This is a genomic window from Bacillus cereus, from assembly GCF_002561295.1.
In the GTDB taxonomy this organism is placed as follows: Bacteria; Bacillota; Bacilli; order Bacillales; family Bacillaceae_G; genus Bacillus_A; species Bacillus_A cereus_S.
Map to the genome: position 1 here is coordinate 15965 of NZ_NTUG01000014.1, position 14820 is coordinate 30784.

A 14820-nucleotide genomic window follows, 5' to 3' on the forward strand; every position below is an offset into this window, starting at 1 on the left:
ATCGCAGTCTGATTGCATAATATCTAAAAAAAACCGTGGTTTTGCTACATAGTATTTTCACCTGAAAAATCGTAGTCTAATTATATATTATTTTTAGTCGAACCGAGACAATACAAAAGGTATACATATTTTCAAAAAAGGAAGAAGAGCCCCACTTCTCTTCTTTTTTCTTTATCCACAAAACACATTTATTTTCCAGTTATTCTACTAATTTTCAGAGAGACTATTAAACAATTAATAAAAAAGTTGTAAACTATTAATAAACTCTTACATGAAAAGGAGAAAAGCTAATGTTTTCACCCTCAGAATTCCAACAATTTACCAGAGATAATAAATTTATAAATAATGCAATATGTACTCAAAAAACATATAGTACCTTAGTCAATGATATTCAAACTTTTAAACCCAGCAATCCATTTGAAGAATTAGCTCAACATCTTTTGTTAACAGTTTTATTACCATCAAAAAACAATAAATTTATATATACTGTAAATAATCAATTCTTTGGTTTCGAATATCAAAGAAATTATTCTGGACTAATGGCAAAAAAGACGGATAAGCCAAAACGAGGTCTATTTGACTTTAAAATACGAATCGGTGATTCATTAGATTACACGCATTATCAAGCTATGAAGGAGCTTCTAGCTAATTCGACCTTACAAAATTGCAAAAGCATATGGCAGGGTGCAACTCCAAACTCCCTTACTCTAAAACAAAATGAAGTGCATATGTTAGAGGTGTTGAAGCTTATGTTGTTTGAACAAGAGATTAATTGGGGGGATGAAGATTTTCAAGCATACTCAGCATTCTCTCCTAATTGCAGAGCTAAACCTAGAGATATGTTGATGGGTTTTATCGATATGACTTTTACTCTAGATGATGTTGATAAAATCCCTAATTGGATTACCAACAAATACAACCCTAAAATCAAAATGACACCGAGCTTTGGTGGACGTTACAAAGACTACGATAAAACACTAAAGGCAAAGCATTTTAATCCTTATAGAGCTAAATCCACTCCGTTAATGCAAGGAACAATTAAAAATTTATTTAACAGTACCGCTAAGCTTTTTAATAATAACCCCAACTAAAGAATGAAACGAGGTAAGACTTATGTCTGATAATAATAGAATGTATGACAACACAAATCCTGAATCAATAGAAGCCCATGGTAAACTTCTTGAAAATAAAAGGTTCCATGAATTTCTTCCTGAAAGAATATTATTAAATAAGAATAATAAAGGAGGACTAGGGCTACTTGTAGAAGAACATCATTTTGGAATTCAACCCAATAATGAAGCTGCACCTGATTTCCCTCTAGCAGGCGTCGAATTAAAGGTCACACCCTTTAAAAGAAATGCATCAAAGAAAAAACCTTTTTCTGCTAAAGAGCGCTTAGTGCTGAATATGATAAATTATCCCAATTTACCTAATGAAACTTTTAGTACAAGCTCCTTCTGGAAAAAAAACAAACTGATTCTTCTTGTATTCTATTTATATGAAACCGAAAAGGAGAGGAAAGATTTTGAAATTAGACATGCTCAACTATTTGAGTTCCCAGAAAACGATTTAAAAATTATAAAAAAAGATTGGGAGATTATTCATAACAAAGTCAGCTCTGGAAAAGCCTATGACTTATCTGAGAGTGATACATATTACCTAGCTGCGTGTACAAAGGGTGCTAACAGTAGTAAACGAACAGATGCACCAGGTAAGAAGGCAAAACCTAGAGCATTTTCTTTAAAACAATCATATATGACTAGCATTTTAAATAATTATATTCTTCAAGGGAAAAAAACATATAAAACTAGAGAATTGATAGCAGGACAGTCAATTATTGATGATTTAAAAGACGAAACATTAGATGAATATATTTACAGAAAATACACTCCATATTTTGGTAGAACTCTAAACGATTTATGTAAGGAATTTAATGTTAACTTCAACTCAAAAAGTTATGCTTATCTAGTTGCTAAAAAAATATCAGCTAAAATTTTAAATAATGAATTGGATGATATCGATAAATCAGAGGAATTTGTAAAATCGAACTCCAAAATTAAAGCAATTAGAATTAACAAAAAGGGGATAATTGAACAGAATATGTCATTCCCATCATTTAAGTATACTGAAATAATTGAAGAAACATGGGAAACTTCCACCATGAAAGAATATTTTGAAGAACATCGATTCTTATTTGTTATTTACTGTGAAAATAATGATGGAGACTATGTTTTCCGTGATTCTTTCTTTTGGCGAATGCCTACAGAAGACTTAGAAGGTCATTTCCGTAAAGTCTGGGAAGAAACTGTAACAAGGATAAAAAATAAACAAGCACATATGCTTCCTAAGAGTTCTGAAAATCCCGTTGCCCATGTACGACCACATGGTAGAGAAGGAATAGATACATATTTAACTCACTACGGAGAATCATTAGTCAAAAAAAGTTTTTGGCTACACCGAAAATACATATTAAATCAAGTTAAAAAGCACTCTCATTTAGAATTATAAGAGGACTTTCATCCTCAAGGAAGCTAAATTTTTGATGCAGATAACAATAAAAGTAGCATAATTCCCCACTGAATTAATGCTACTTTTATTCTGTCCAATAATCAAAACTTCATTAAATCTTTTTAGTGGTTTTCACAAGATTAATATGAGTTCCATCATCATAGGTTTGTGAGTAATGTATTTTCCCGCATGTTTGACATTGCACATCACACACACGATTATAAAGAAGCTTCTTTTCTTTTGACAGATGTGCAGGTGGTTCCTCAATTGATACTACCAACAAAACTCCTCCACAGTCGCATATCATTTTACACCCCTCCTTCTTTCATTTATAAATTCAGCTTACCAAGATAGTAAGAAAAAGGTTGTCCACAACGCGGACAACCTTTTTATCTTTGTGTTTGTTCTTGAACTACTATTTGGTTTATTCTACGTCCCATTCTTTCTACCAAATCTACAACAAGAGCATTACCCATACAAAAATATCTCATTCTTTCAGACATTCCAGTGTTAGTCCAATTAGGCTCAAATCCATTCAATTTCTCACATTCATTAGGAGTTAAGTATCTTAGGCGATGTGTTTCTGGGTCTTCAACAACATGTGTACTCCTATTTGTTGTCCCTTCACTTGTTAACATCGTACGCCCAGGTTTTTCTAGATGTTCTGGAAATGCCATTCCACCTTCTGAAAAAATATACTTATGTCCTGACTTTGCAGTCCGTTCAATCTTTTTTGCGCCTTTTAATTTTTTGAATTTTTCAATAGCAGATTCATCTAAGTAATATTTTTCATCTACATTCCCATCAAGAATTGCAATCAAAGGCGTTGATTGCTCTTCAATAGGTAACAATTCACGACTATAAACTGTACCATCTATCATTATTCCCGAATTAAAGTAACTTGCTTTAAATTCTTCAGATATCCACTCAATATCATCAGATAATTGTTCATGCAGAACACCCATTTTTTTCGGGTTTTCTTTAACGGGAAAGATTGGAGCGAAGAATCCTTTTTCAAACAAGATTTCATTAAAATCAGTAGTATCTGTTAAAAATTTAGCATTTTTTCTATATGCAAAAATAAACACTCTTCTTCGTCTTTGAGCACAACCATAATCTGCAGCGTTAATAATCCGCCATTCTACATTGTAACCAAGACCATTGAGGCTCGCTAGCATAATAGAAAAATCTTTCCCACGTTGGGAAGATGGTGATTTTAACAATCGGTCAACATTTTCAAGTAATATATAATTAGGTCGTTTATTTTCGACAATTCTTATAATATCCCAAAAAAGGACTCCTTTTTTCCCTTGAATACCCAATTCACCACTTAAACTTCTTGCGACAGAGTAATCTTGGCAAGGGAATCCACCTACTAGAAGTTCAAATTCAGGTAATGTAGTTTCATCTACTTTATTTATATCTTCATTTGAATGAAAGTCACTTTCTCCAAAATGTGATACATAACAATTGTATGCATCTTGTGCTTTCTTTGAAGGTTCCCATTGGTTAGCCCATACAAAATTGAAACCACCAGAGCGCTCAAGTCCAACTCTGAACCCTCCAACACCTGCAAATAATTCTATTACGTTAAGCAATGTATGTTAGCTCCTTCTCTTAGAAATTAATCCTTAGATAAGGACACTTTATTTTAACACAAAAATATTTTTTTTTAAACGTACGTTCTATTTTCAAAAAAATAAAAGATGAAAGAAGAATCCCCTTTTTCTTTCATCTTTTATTTTACATATTCATTTAACAGAATTTCATAATCATCGAACGAACAAATTCTAATAAACCCCATTTATATTAGTGAAATTACACTTATAAAATCAATTAACTATTCATAACTTTTTGCTCTCTCTTTAACCCAAATTAAAACATCTTCTGTCATCCGTAAACACAACAGCGCATCATTTAGAGTTGTCTTTTCTGGAAATAATTCGCCATTAATTTTAGGTGCCTCGGTAATATGAGGGCCTAAATCAGAAGTAAAGGAATATAAATAATAGATTAGTTTAAATCTTGGATACTTAAATACCCTATCAGTCTCAAAATTTATATCTTTATTAGCACTACCTTGCATAATATTATTTGCTGCCTGTACGTTCTCAATATTTGTATCCGTACTAAGATTTTGTAGCCCCTTTACCCAGGATTTATTACCATCATCTTTAAAGTGACTAAATATTCCTGTTATGATATTTCTACAACTTGAGATACAAGATACTGCTTCTCCATCACTATAATTTTTAATCGCTTCCTCATACATATTTCCAATTTGAGGATAATTATTATTAAGCCAATCTAACAATGAAGAAGGATTGCGAGAAATATGTAAAGATTGTTGAGTGAATGGTGTTAGCCTCAATTTTTTATTCGAGTATGAAATATCCATGTTTAAAACATTTAAATTATTAATTAAAATTTTAAAGTCATTGATTGAGTTCTCTTGAATAAATTTAATACATTCCTCATCTGTCTTTTCTTGAAAGAATTCAGTTAGCGTGTAGCGTCTAAATTTCCTCGGTATTAATTTTTCCAGGTCACTATCAAAAAGATTTTGAATATCGATTTCATCAATTATTGAACTTATTAATTGATAAAATTCAGAAGCATTTTCTCCATTTGAATAAACCTTCTTCAAGATACTTTTAATCGCTGAATAAAATTCATTAAATAACTCATTTGTATTTTGGTAACCCCCATTATATGTATATGGGGTTAAAGAGCTTCTAAACTCTTCATAAAGTACACTCTGACCTGCATTTGAAATAATTTTCTCCCATATAGAATTATTATCTGTTCTTATAATAGTATGTTTATCTAATATTGTAGCTATTCTTGACAGTGATATTTCATCTAGCCTATCCATTTTCTCTCTCCCCCTCAATTCCAAAATATATTTTTAACGCAAATACCTATAGCTCACGCTACAGGTATTCAACTTTTTTACTTTCTTTATCTTAAAGGAATTCATCCATCCGTAACATTTTCTTTTAAAAATAGCACTACTGTACCGTTAAGCAATAGCAATGGGTACCTTAATTCTATCCTTAGCTACACACACTCCATTATGAATAATATAACACTCAACATAATGGCTGCCTCTAAAGTCTGTAGTTTCTGTTATTTGCTCATTTCCTGTGTCTTGGGAAATTTCCCCACGAATCATATTTCTTCTAACAGCCTCTATTCCAACATTCCGCACTTTCCAGTAAACTGTGTAAGGCAACTCAAGTTCATCTGTTTCATTTTGTTCAATGTAGAACTTCAATTGCTTTTTTGTTTTGAGAGGGAATCGTTTCAGTATAAAATCAGATAAACTTCCTTCACGAAAACCAGCTTGCAATATATTAGCATTTACCGTTAAATTATAACGAATATCTACAGGGAATAACTCTTCAATAAATTGTTCATTATTAACATACTGGTAAGATGCAAAAGCACTTTTTGTAATTTCTTGCAATTCTTCAGGAACTGGGAAGTTTTGACCAAACAGCTCTTGTAGAATATCGTATATATCTTCACTGTCTTCTGACAATGGGTCTAGTTTTTCATGGGCTTTCTTAGCTTTTTTAATAAAAGTTTTCTTCTTGTCATACACTTGTTGATTACTACCTAATGCAAACCAATATTTTCTGGTTTCGCTCTGATTTTTCAAGTAAGCAAATAAATCCTTAAGTACAGATAAATAATCTTCAAAACTGCATTCTTTGTATCCTGTATATTCTTCAAAAAAATCATATACCAAAGTATCAATTAGCAATCCACCAAACTTGAAGCCCGTTTCATTCTTCCATGCACGCAACATATTGCATAAATAGCAATAATGCCTATCCGTTTCCTCTGTCATTGCAAGACTTTCCCTAATTTCAGGCATGGGGTCTGTTTTCTTCCATTTCCCTCCATTATTAGAATCAGGATACGTAAAACTACCATCGTTTTCTGAAAAGCAAGGACAAACTTCTATTTGATAATTAGAAAAGCTAACGACTACCACTTGTCCATCTCCGCGGACGATAGTTCTAGGATATGTTTCTCTTATTACTTCCTTTACCCGTTGTAATAACTTCGATTGACCATTCCCTTCATGATTATTATATTGTGTATACAATGCATCAGGAAGAATGAACAACATGTCTAGGTCACTAACACCCTTAATGGCAGTTCCTCTTCCTAACGACCCAACTTTATGTGCATGCTCTTCATCGCTCTCTAAATCCCAAAACGATTGATTTAACTTTTTGGTTATCCGCTTATATTTTTTATCAATATCCTCTAAGTTATCTACTTCTAAGCTTTCTGCATAGTCCGAAAATGAATCTGCTAACATCAAAGTCCCCCTGTGAATGCTATTTTTAAGATTATGCCTATTGCTATATACATTAAGATGGAAGATACAAGGGATTTAGGTACTTTATCTTTCCAAAAGGTAAATTGCTTCTGCTCATCGACCCAATCAATTTGCAATTGACAGAAGAATTTATAGTGAGCAAACCAATCACTTGCATATATTTGTTTTGTTATACTAACTTCATAAAACTCATCCATGATTTTTTTCATTTTCTCTTCTTCTTCTTCGAAAGTGTCTTTTGAAGAAGCTTGTACTTGTAAATATAAAGCCCTTAATTGATTAAATAATTGCGTAGTTTTAATGCCTGCTTGTTCGTATTTCTCTTTATCCTGACTATAAGGTGCAATATAAAAGGCAAATGCACTAATAATAACTAAGATTAAGGACATAAATTGGTCATAAGGAGCATTGGGATAGGCTAACTGTCCTAGCCCTACCATGAAGGTAATAACGGATATGATAACAGGAATTTTTTCTACAATATCGTAGGTAGCAAAATGTTTCTTTGCTCCAAAACCAACATTGTATCCATTTGTAGCTAGTTCTTTTAATAAGGCATCTTTATTCAATACGCATCAGCTCCTATTTCATTTAATTACATGCCATTTCTTAAATATATCTTAGCACCATTCATAATTTCTGTCGCTTACTAGCTACTTACCACTCGATAGTATTGATTCATAAAAAACTCAGTATCGGTATCCTACATTGCGTATGTATATTTTTCGTACAAACGTTCTCTTTCTGGTAAAATATAAAAAAAGGGATATATGATTATATTTAAAGGAGGAGAAAGTAGCTTGAGCATAGCTAATAAATTCGAAAATCTAGTAAAAAACACAAGAACAAACAACCATAATACGGTTTCCGAAAGATATAAAAGAATAACCAAAAGAATTAATTTAGATTTTAGAGGAATAGATTCTGACTTGCTATATTCGAAATATGTCGGTTCTTACGGCAGGGGTACCGCCATTAAAGGGTTTAGTGATGTAGATATGTTAGTACACCTTCCATACGAAACTTACTCCAAGTATAATAAGTATGCAGAAAAAGGACAATCCGCATTGTTACAAGAAGTTAGAAATTCCATTCGCAAAACATATCCTAATACAGATGTTGGTGGGGATGGACAAGTGGTGGTTGTTAAATTTTCTGATGGAATAATGTTTGAAGTAGTACCAGCTTTCATTAATAAAGATGGTATAAGTTATACCTATCCAGATTCGAACAACGGAGGACGCTGGAAAACTTGTAATCCTGTTGCTGAAATCAATGCTATAAACCAATTAAATAATAAATACAATAAAAACGTAAAGTATCTCGTACGTATTATGAAGGCATGGAGAAATGAAAATAATGTACCTATATCAGGCATGTTATTAGAAACTCTCGTTATGAATTTTTTAATACAATATGAATATGCAAATAAATCATATTTTTATTACGATTGGATGGTTAGAGACTTTTTAAAATACTTATCTCAACAAAATCCTGAACAATCTTACTGGAAAGCTCACGGGAGCGGTCAACAAGTTTGGAGAAAAGGTAATTTTGAATATAAAGCAAAACAAGGATATCTTAGAGCTGTCGAAGCAATAGAAGATGAAGAAAAGTACCCCTCTTTGGCTAATAACACTTGGAGAAAAATATTTGGAAAATGTTTTATAGGATGAAATTGTTAAGAAGTTCACAATTTCAAATTTTCGTATAAAAAAAGAGGTTGACCAAAGTTTTATTTCTGGTCAACCTCTTTTTTTTTCTTTCAGAATTGTGATACAATACTTTTAAGATTTGGTGACCTTAGTTGAAGGGGAAACACCCTGAGTTTATACGGATGAAACAAAACACTATGAAAAATATTGAACACGCTGACCTCCTTTTTATAATAAGGGGTTGGTATTAATGAATATTTATGAGTTAGTGATTCTAGTATTATTTCAAATTGTAATCTTGGGTAGTGCTTTTTCTGTTTTTTTCCTTTTTTTACCTAACGTAGTCAAGCATATTAAAAATTCCGATGCAATTGCTTACACTTATATTGGATGTTTAATCGGTTATCTTTTCTTTTGCGTTCGAATCCTAGCATGGCTCGAACCAAAGATACAAGCAACCACCACAGCAATTTGTACCGTGCATTAAAAATTTTAGGTGGTTGGTAAGTTCATAAGTAACGGATAATTATATGAGAACGCAGGAATGTCAGGAAGTTAAGCTCTTCATTACTGGAAATACTCGGTAGTTGCCAAGTCCCACATTTATACATTTAATTCTTTTACTATTTATCCTCCTAGAAATTCATCTCTTCCCTAATAATCTTCATCTAAAACCCTAAAAATTAATTATTTGTTCCTAAACTTCTTTTTTAGTAAAAAGGAAAAGCATTGCTTGCATAAGCAATGCTTTCTTTATAATAAGCCTTTCAAATTTAAAGAACTTTATCCTTGCTTTAAATTATTTAACATAGCTAATAACTCATTGTAAATTCTCATCTCATTTTTCAAAGTTTTATTTTGCCTCAGCATCATCACATGTCTACAACTTCTAATCTTATCCTCTAGTGAAATTCTCAAAATTTGTAATTGCACCTTATAATTCATTTTTATTATATCCCTCCACTTATTTATCATACACCACAAACGGTATATGTATGGAATGGACATCAAAACAATTAGCACTTAATTTCCAGTCTAATTTTATTTATATGAGCAATGAACTACAATATTCCTAGTCTCTTCAGATTTTAACTTCTTTCTTGAAAAATTTGATTTAATTACATTTAACTTAATTTTAATTATATTAACGAGATTTATTTTAAAAAAACTGTTAATTCTCCTATGTTTTTATTACTTTTCTTTTCTATATCATTATTATTTGTTCAAACCTATAAACATAATTTTATGGTGAAAATTTATATTCTATAGAATTTTAAGTGCTATTTTAAAATCTCATCAAAATTTCTACCTAGCAAAACTCTTGTAATTCATAAAGTATAAACAACTCATTCACTGGTGAATACTTACATATAAAAAGAGGTGATTTTTAATGTTTGAAAGTGAATTTGAAAAAAAAATACGTGAAGAATATGATATATGGAATAATTATGAACCCTACAAACTTCAACCTTCAATACATCCATTTTTTCCTAATCATATTGAGCATGAATGGAAATATCCACCTCGTCCCACATTTCAAGCTGTGTACTTTTTCGGAAAATTAAAAGAAGAATTGTCAAGACATATAACTGATTTTGAAATGGCTTTAGAAGTATGTTTAAAGACGGGGGTTAATACTGTTGTTTTTATTGATATTGCTGTTTGGTATAATGGTACAAAGCATGCAATTGAAGTACATGGAGACAAAAAAGAAGACGTAGTAATTAATAAGAAAACAGATTCCCTTCTTCCCTATAATTGGCTTATTCATCATGTATTTAATGGTCAAATTGAAAATGAAAATGAATTAAAGTTATTACTCCATTCATTAGTTAAAAGAATTATAATTAATAATGCAAACGATGCAGGGAATGTATCATAAAAGAATTCAGAGAAGGAATTAAAACATAGGTATTTCCTGAACATATCAATAATAAAACTGGTCACAAAATGGTCACCAATTTGCAATAATTTAAAAGAACCAAAGGACAAATTAACGTCCCTGTATTGTTATAAATCTTATTCTAAAGCACTTTTGAGAACACAAAAGAACTGGAGGAAAAAGGTGTCTTTGAATTGACAGGGTGGAGGTCGTGAGTTCGAGCCTCTCCGGGGTCATACATGCTTGGTATTACTGGATTTGTTAAGAATTCAGACGGTAATAAAATATAATGGTTGCTAGCAGACACGCTATGCAATTGAGAAACCACTTTCTTCTAGTTTATAAACTGGAAAGGAAGTGGTTTTTTTGTTGCTTAAACTTGCCATTCAAGACTTCAAAGACGCCCCTATACATATGTCGGTCTGATAGATGAAAAAACATATCACATTTTTAACCTCCCTCCATGCACAATGCAGGTTGCTAACAACGCTTCTAACGAAAGTAACTTTTACTTAATAGAGGGTTACCCTATAATAAAACTAACAGTGCAAAATTGTTTAGCAATACAATTATTTTATATATAATCGGAGGTCAAGCTTATGAAAATTAAAGGTTTCGGTGGGGTTTTTTGGAGAACAAAGGATGTTGTTTCATTAAACAATTGGTATAAAGAAGTTCTAGGTATTTCGATGGGAGAGTGGAATGGTACTATTATCAAGCCAGATGCTGATAATGAAACAATCTTTTCTTTCTTTAAAGAAGATAGTGATTATTTTCCAAAGGAACAATCTGTGATGCTAAATTTTCAAGTAGAAAATATTGAAGCTTTGATGGAACATTTCAACAAAATTGGAGTACCACTTTTAAAAGAACCTGAAAAAAGCGAGTTTGGAACATTTGTATGGATTTCTGATCCAGACGGAAGATGGATTGAAATATGGGAGAAATAATCTTGAATTAACATCTTATTAAAATGCAAATTCATAATAAAATTCAGTCTATGATCCATTTTTACACGTGCCTCAACTGAACACCAAAAGGGTTAGGGATTTATCTTAACCCTTTTGGTGTTTTTCGATACCAGTACAAGGCTGGATTAGGTATCCCCTATCCCACATGAATAATATCATCACCTATCAATACCTTTTTCATATGAAATGCATCCGTACATATGATTTCCTTTTTTACAGGATCAATATCGATAACTGTCATGTAGTTTGTCAGTATGTAACCATCCTCATAGTATGTAATTAACATTTCTTCTTCGCTTAATAACGATGTTAAGAGACGATTTTCGATTTGTTCTTGGGCATCTTTTGTTACGGTAGGTCGTGGCGCTTTTGCATTTTCTTTCATAATTGCTCGTATACCAGCGAATTGTTTTGGTATATGTGCAAACGGCTGCCATTTATCTATTTTTCTTTCCTTTAACATGGTTGCGTGATTCATCGTTTGTATCCTCCTTTCATGTATTTGTATGTTTTATATATCGCAGTCTCGTTCTCTTTCCATACAACGAACTGACGCATAGAATCTTTATTAACCAAATCAGAACATTTGTTCTTATTATATACGAATGTACGTTCTTTTTAAAGAGGATAATTAGAAAATATTATAATCAATCTAATACTTTGATAGACACTGGTAGCAACTTTCATAAAAAAAGAACTACTATTCTAAAATAGTAGTTCTTTTTCCAACCGGTTGAACGCCACATAACAGGCACCATACACACCTGCATCATTATGTAATGCTGCTAAAACTATATCCGTCTTTTTTTGATAAATCTCCATTACTGCTTGATGGAATCTTTCTTGAATTTGTTGCAAGAAAGGTTCACCTTGTTCAGCAATCCCGCCTCCAATAATAATTAATTCGGGATTGAGCATATGGGCAATATTCACTAGTCCAGTCGTGACATATTGTAAAAACTGTTCATATACATCTTTTGCTAATTGCTCTCCTCCTTGTATGCGTTCTATAATTTCTTCACCTGTAATGGTGTTTATTTCTATCCCTTGTAATCTGGAAGCGTCTTGATACTGACGAATCAGAGCTGAAGTTGATGCATATCTTTCGTAACATCCTTTCCCGCCGCAACTGCAAGCTTCTCCATTATGAACAATTGTCATATGACCGAGCTCTCCAGCTAGTCCGCTTGCCCCTTGGAGCATTTGACCATTTATCATAATACCGCTACCGATCCCTGTTCCAAGCGTAATTAAAACAATGTGTTCTTTTCCGCTACCTGCCCCTTTCCACATTTCACCAATGCAAGCTGAACGAACATCGTTTTCAACAGTTGCGGTATAACCAGTTTCTCTATAAATAGAATCTGTTATGTTCGTGCCACTATACCCCGGAATATTGGCAGAGAATATAACTTCCCCTCGTTCATTGTCAATCAGTCCACATGACGATACCCCAACAGAATGAATCTTATAATTCTTTTCTAATTCACGTATTGTGTCACAAATACACTGCAGAATTTCGTTTTTTTGATTGTGTACTGGTGTTTGTATTTTTCCTTTTTCATATATTGTTCCTTGTTCATCAATCATCGCATATTTAATAAATGTTCCCCCAATATCAAAACAAGCGAAGCTTTTCCCCATATTTCTCCCCTTCCTACTCTTATACAATTGTAATTTCGTTATAGAACTTCTCTACAATTTGAGGCTGTATATAACCTGTTGCTTGCTCTGCTGCATTCGCCATGCCACAAGCGGCCGAAAATCGAAGTGCATCCTTTATCTCATACCCTTTTGCGAGTGCATACGTTATGCCGGCAACCATTGCATCCCCTGAACCAACCGAATTGATAGCGTCTATTTCTGGTAAAATTGCCCTAAATTTCTCATCTTTCGTTATAAGTATCGCTCCCTCTTTTCCAAGTGAAAGAAGAACATACTGCACGCCGCCCCGGCATATTTGAGTTGCCGCTGCGACCATTTCTTCCTGTGATACGTGCTGTTTTTGAAGGAGCTGACAAATCTCTTGCCTGTTCGGCTTAATTAAAAATGGCTTTCCCTGTATACCATGAGATAATGTTTCTCCACTTGTATCTAATATAAATTTCTTACCATTTTCAGCAGCTTTTTGCGCCAACTGTTTATAAAATGATTTTGGAATACCACTTGGTAAGCTTCCCGATGCAACAATAAACTCAAAGTTATCTACAATTTTTTCATATTTTTTTATAAAAAGAGCTATTTCATCTTCCGAAATAGCTGGACCTGCTTCTAATATTTCTGTAGCTGAAGCAGAATTTTTTGTTATTAATGCTAAGCAATTGCGAGTTTCTTCTTTAATGGAAACAAACTCATCTGTAATTGATAGTTCTTTCAACTTTTCTCTTATAAAATCGCCATTTCTGCCACCGAGTAGACCGCTTCCTGTAATCTCTTCCCCTAATAAACGAAGTACTCTCGATACATTCATACCTTTGCCACCAGCTGTTTTTTCATAGTCTTTCGTGCGATGTACTTCATGTGGCTTTAACTCATCTAACTCATATCGCATATCAACAGATGGATTCAATGTAATCGTCGCAATCATAAAAATAGCTCCTTATACACGATTCAAACTTTTACACATCTTTATTTTATCCGCAACGACTCGTTTCATCTCCACAATAGCATCTGCAAAGTATTTTCGCGGATCATTTTCTTCTGGATGAGTTTGTAAGTAATTGCGTAACGCTGTGACAAATGCGATTTTTAATTCTGTTGCGATATTCACTTTACAAATGCCCAATCTGATTGTTTCTTGCACTAAACTATCAGATAATCCAGATGCTCCATGAAGTACAAGTGGAATATCAACTTGCTTTTGAATATCTGCTAATCTTTGTAAATCTAACTTTGGTTCTCCTTTATATAAACCATGCGCTGTTCCGATCGCAACTGCTAATGAGTCAATATTCGTGCGCTCTACAAATTCTTTTGCTTGATACGGATCTGTATAGATTGAGTTTTCTACTACTATATTTTCTTCTATTCCTGATAATTGACCTAATTCCGCTTCTACTGTTGCTTCATATTGTTTTGCATACGAAACAACTTCCTGAACAATCTGAATATTATCTTCAAACGAATGATGTGATGCATCAATCATAACAGAGCGAACACCTAAATCAATGCAACTTTTAATATCTTCTATATCTTCATGATGATCCAAATGTAGGCTAATTGGTACATCATATCGCATTCTTGCCGCTTCAATCATATTCACAACAATTTCTTTTCCCATATACTTTATCGTACCTGGTGTTGCCGCGATAATAACAGGTGATCTTAGTTCTACCGCGGTTTCAACTACCGCTTTTAAAGTTTCTAAGTTATGAATATTAAAAGTAGGAACTGCGTAGCCATATTCTTGCGCATTTCGTAATATAAATTGAGTTGAAACAAGCATAT

The 14820-nt window shown here is 32.8% G+C and carries 14 protein-coding genes; 5 read left to right on the forward strand and 9 right to left on the reverse strand.

Features of this window, described 5'->3' with window-relative positions; translation table 11 throughout:
* Positions 1-290 precede the first annotated feature (290 nt).
* A complete protein-coding gene (locus CN373_RS11270) occupies positions 291-1091 on the forward strand; it encodes a hypothetical protein (RefSeq protein WP_098359365.1) in 801 nt (266 codons plus the stop codon).
* A gap of 22 nt (positions 1092-1113) precedes the next feature.
* Positions 1114-2508: a Sau3AI family type II restriction endonuclease gene (locus CN373_RS11275; protein ID WP_133116036.1), complete on the forward strand. Its 1395-nt coding sequence runs from the start codon at positions 1114-1116 to the stop codon at positions 2506-2508.
* 112 nt (positions 2509-2620) lie between these two features.
* Here the strand turns inward: CN373_RS11275 and CN373_RS11280 are convergent, their stop codons facing one another.
* The 5 genes from CN373_RS11280 to CN373_RS11300 all read right to left on the reverse strand — a co-directional run bounded on the left by CN373_RS11280 (position 2621) and on the right by CN373_RS11300 (position 7434).
* Positions 2621-2788, reverse strand: a complete 168-nt coding sequence (locus tag CN373_RS11280) for a hypothetical protein (protein WP_240519109.1) — start codon at positions 2786-2788, stop codon at positions 2621-2623.
* Positions 2789-2897: 109 nt separating this feature from the next.
* On the reverse strand, positions 2898-4106 hold the full coding sequence (gene dcm / locus CN373_RS11285) for a DNA (cytosine-5-)-methyltransferase (protein WP_098359366.1): 1209 nt from the start codon (positions 4104-4106) through the stop codon (positions 2898-2900).
* A gap of 242 nt (positions 4107-4348) precedes the next feature.
* Positions 4349-5383 (reverse strand): hypothetical protein, encoded by a 1035-nt coding sequence (locus tag CN373_RS11290; protein WP_098359367.1) that lies wholly within the window; start codon positions 5381-5383, stop codon positions 4349-4351.
* A gap of 147 nt (positions 5384-5530) precedes the next feature.
* Positions 5531-6844: an SMODS domain-containing nucleotidyltransferase gene (locus CN373_RS11295; protein WP_098359368.1), complete on the reverse strand. Its 1314-nt coding sequence runs from the start codon at positions 6842-6844 to the stop codon at positions 5531-5533.
* Positions 6844-7434, reverse strand: coding sequence for an SLATT domain-containing protein (locus CN373_RS11300; protein ID WP_098359369.1), 591 nt, complete (start codon positions 7432-7434; stop codon positions 6844-6846). Before CN373_RS11300 ends, CN373_RS11295 begins: the two co-directional genes overlap by 1 nt.
* Before the next feature lie 231 nt (positions 7435-7665).
* Between CN373_RS11300 and CN373_RS11305 the strand changes: the two genes are divergently transcribed.
* The 3 genes from CN373_RS11305 (at position 7666) to CN373_RS11320 (ending at position 11352) form a co-directional block, all read left to right on the forward strand.
* Positions 7666-8541 carry an SMODS domain-containing nucleotidyltransferase gene (locus tag CN373_RS11305; RefSeq protein ID WP_098359370.1) on the forward strand — a complete coding sequence of 292 codons (876 nt, stop codon included), beginning with the start codon at positions 7666-7668 and terminating at the stop codon, positions 8539-8541.
* Positions 8542-9910: 1369 nt separating this feature from the next.
* On the forward strand, positions 9911-10402 hold the full coding sequence (locus tag CN373_RS11315; RefSeq protein WP_098359372.1) for a hypothetical protein: 492 nt from the start codon (positions 9911-9913) through the stop codon (positions 10400-10402).
* Positions 10403-11001: 599 nt separating this feature from the next.
* A complete protein-coding gene (locus tag CN373_RS11320; protein WP_098359373.1) occupies positions 11002-11352 on the forward strand; it encodes a VOC family protein in 351 nt (116 codons plus the stop codon).
* 157 nt (positions 11353-11509) lie between these two features.
* Here the strand turns inward: CN373_RS11320 and CN373_RS11325 are convergent, their stop codons facing one another.
* The 4 genes from CN373_RS11325 to CN373_RS11340 form a co-directional block, all read right to left on the reverse strand.
* Entirely contained in the window at positions 11510-11851 is a 342-nt protein-coding gene (locus CN373_RS11325; RefSeq protein ID WP_098359374.1) for a YolD-like family protein, read from the reverse strand.
* A 227-nt stretch (positions 11852-12078) separates the two neighbouring features.
* Entirely contained in the window at positions 12079-13017 is a 939-nt protein-coding gene (locus CN373_RS11330) for an ROK family protein (RefSeq protein WP_098359375.1), read from the reverse strand.
* A gap of 19 nt (positions 13018-13036) precedes the next feature.
* Positions 13037-13960, reverse strand: coding sequence for a 1-phosphofructokinase (gene pfkB, locus CN373_RS11335; protein ID WP_098359376.1), 924 nt, complete (start codon positions 13958-13960; stop codon positions 13037-13039).
* A gap of 12 nt (positions 13961-13972) precedes the next feature.
* Positions 13973-14818 carry a tagatose-bisphosphate aldolase subunit GatY gene (locus tag CN373_RS11340; protein ID WP_098359377.1) on the reverse strand — a complete coding sequence of 282 codons (846 nt, stop codon included), beginning with the start codon at positions 14816-14818 and terminating at the stop codon, positions 13973-13975.
* Positions 14819-14820 lie beyond the last annotated feature (2 nt).

Bases quoted from the DNA above. Each gene is read 5' to 3' on its own strand.
- CN373_RS11270 (WP_098359365.1), top strand. From the start codon at position 291: ATGTTTTCACCCTCAGAATTCCAACAATTTACCAGAGATAATAAATTT.
- CN373_RS11275 (WP_133116036.1), top strand. From the start codon at position 1,114: ATGTCTGATAATAATAGAATGTATGACAACACAAATCCTGAATCAATA.
- CN373_RS11290 (WP_098359367.1), bottom strand. From the start codon at position 5,383: ATGGATAGGCTAGATGAAATATCACTGTCAAGAATAGCTACAATATTA.
- CN373_RS11295 (WP_098359368.1), bottom strand. From the start codon at position 6,844: ATGTTAGCAGATTCATTTTCGGACTATGCAGAAAGCTTAGAAGTAGAT.
- CN373_RS11315 (WP_098359372.1), top strand. From the start codon at position 9,911: ATGTTTGAAAGTGAATTTGAAAAAAAAATACGTGAAGAATATGATATA.
- CN373_RS11320 (WP_098359373.1), top strand. From the start codon at position 11,002: ATGAAAATTAAAGGTTTCGGTGGGGTTTTTTGGAGAACAAAGGATGTT.
- CN373_RS11325 (WP_098359374.1), bottom strand. From the start codon at position 11,851: ATGAATCACGCAACCATGTTAAAGGAAAGAAAAATAGATAAATGGCAG.
- CN373_RS11330 (WP_098359375.1), bottom strand. From the start codon at position 13,017: ATGGGGAAAAGCTTCGCTTGTTTTGATATTGGGGGAACATTTATTAAA.
- pfkB (WP_098359376.1), bottom strand. From the start codon at position 13,960: ATGATTGCGACGATTACATTGAATCCATCTGTTGATATGCGATATGAG.
- CN373_RS11340 (WP_098359377.1), bottom strand. From the start codon at position 14,818: ATGCTTGTTTCAACTCAATTTATATTACGAAATGCGCAAGAATATGGC.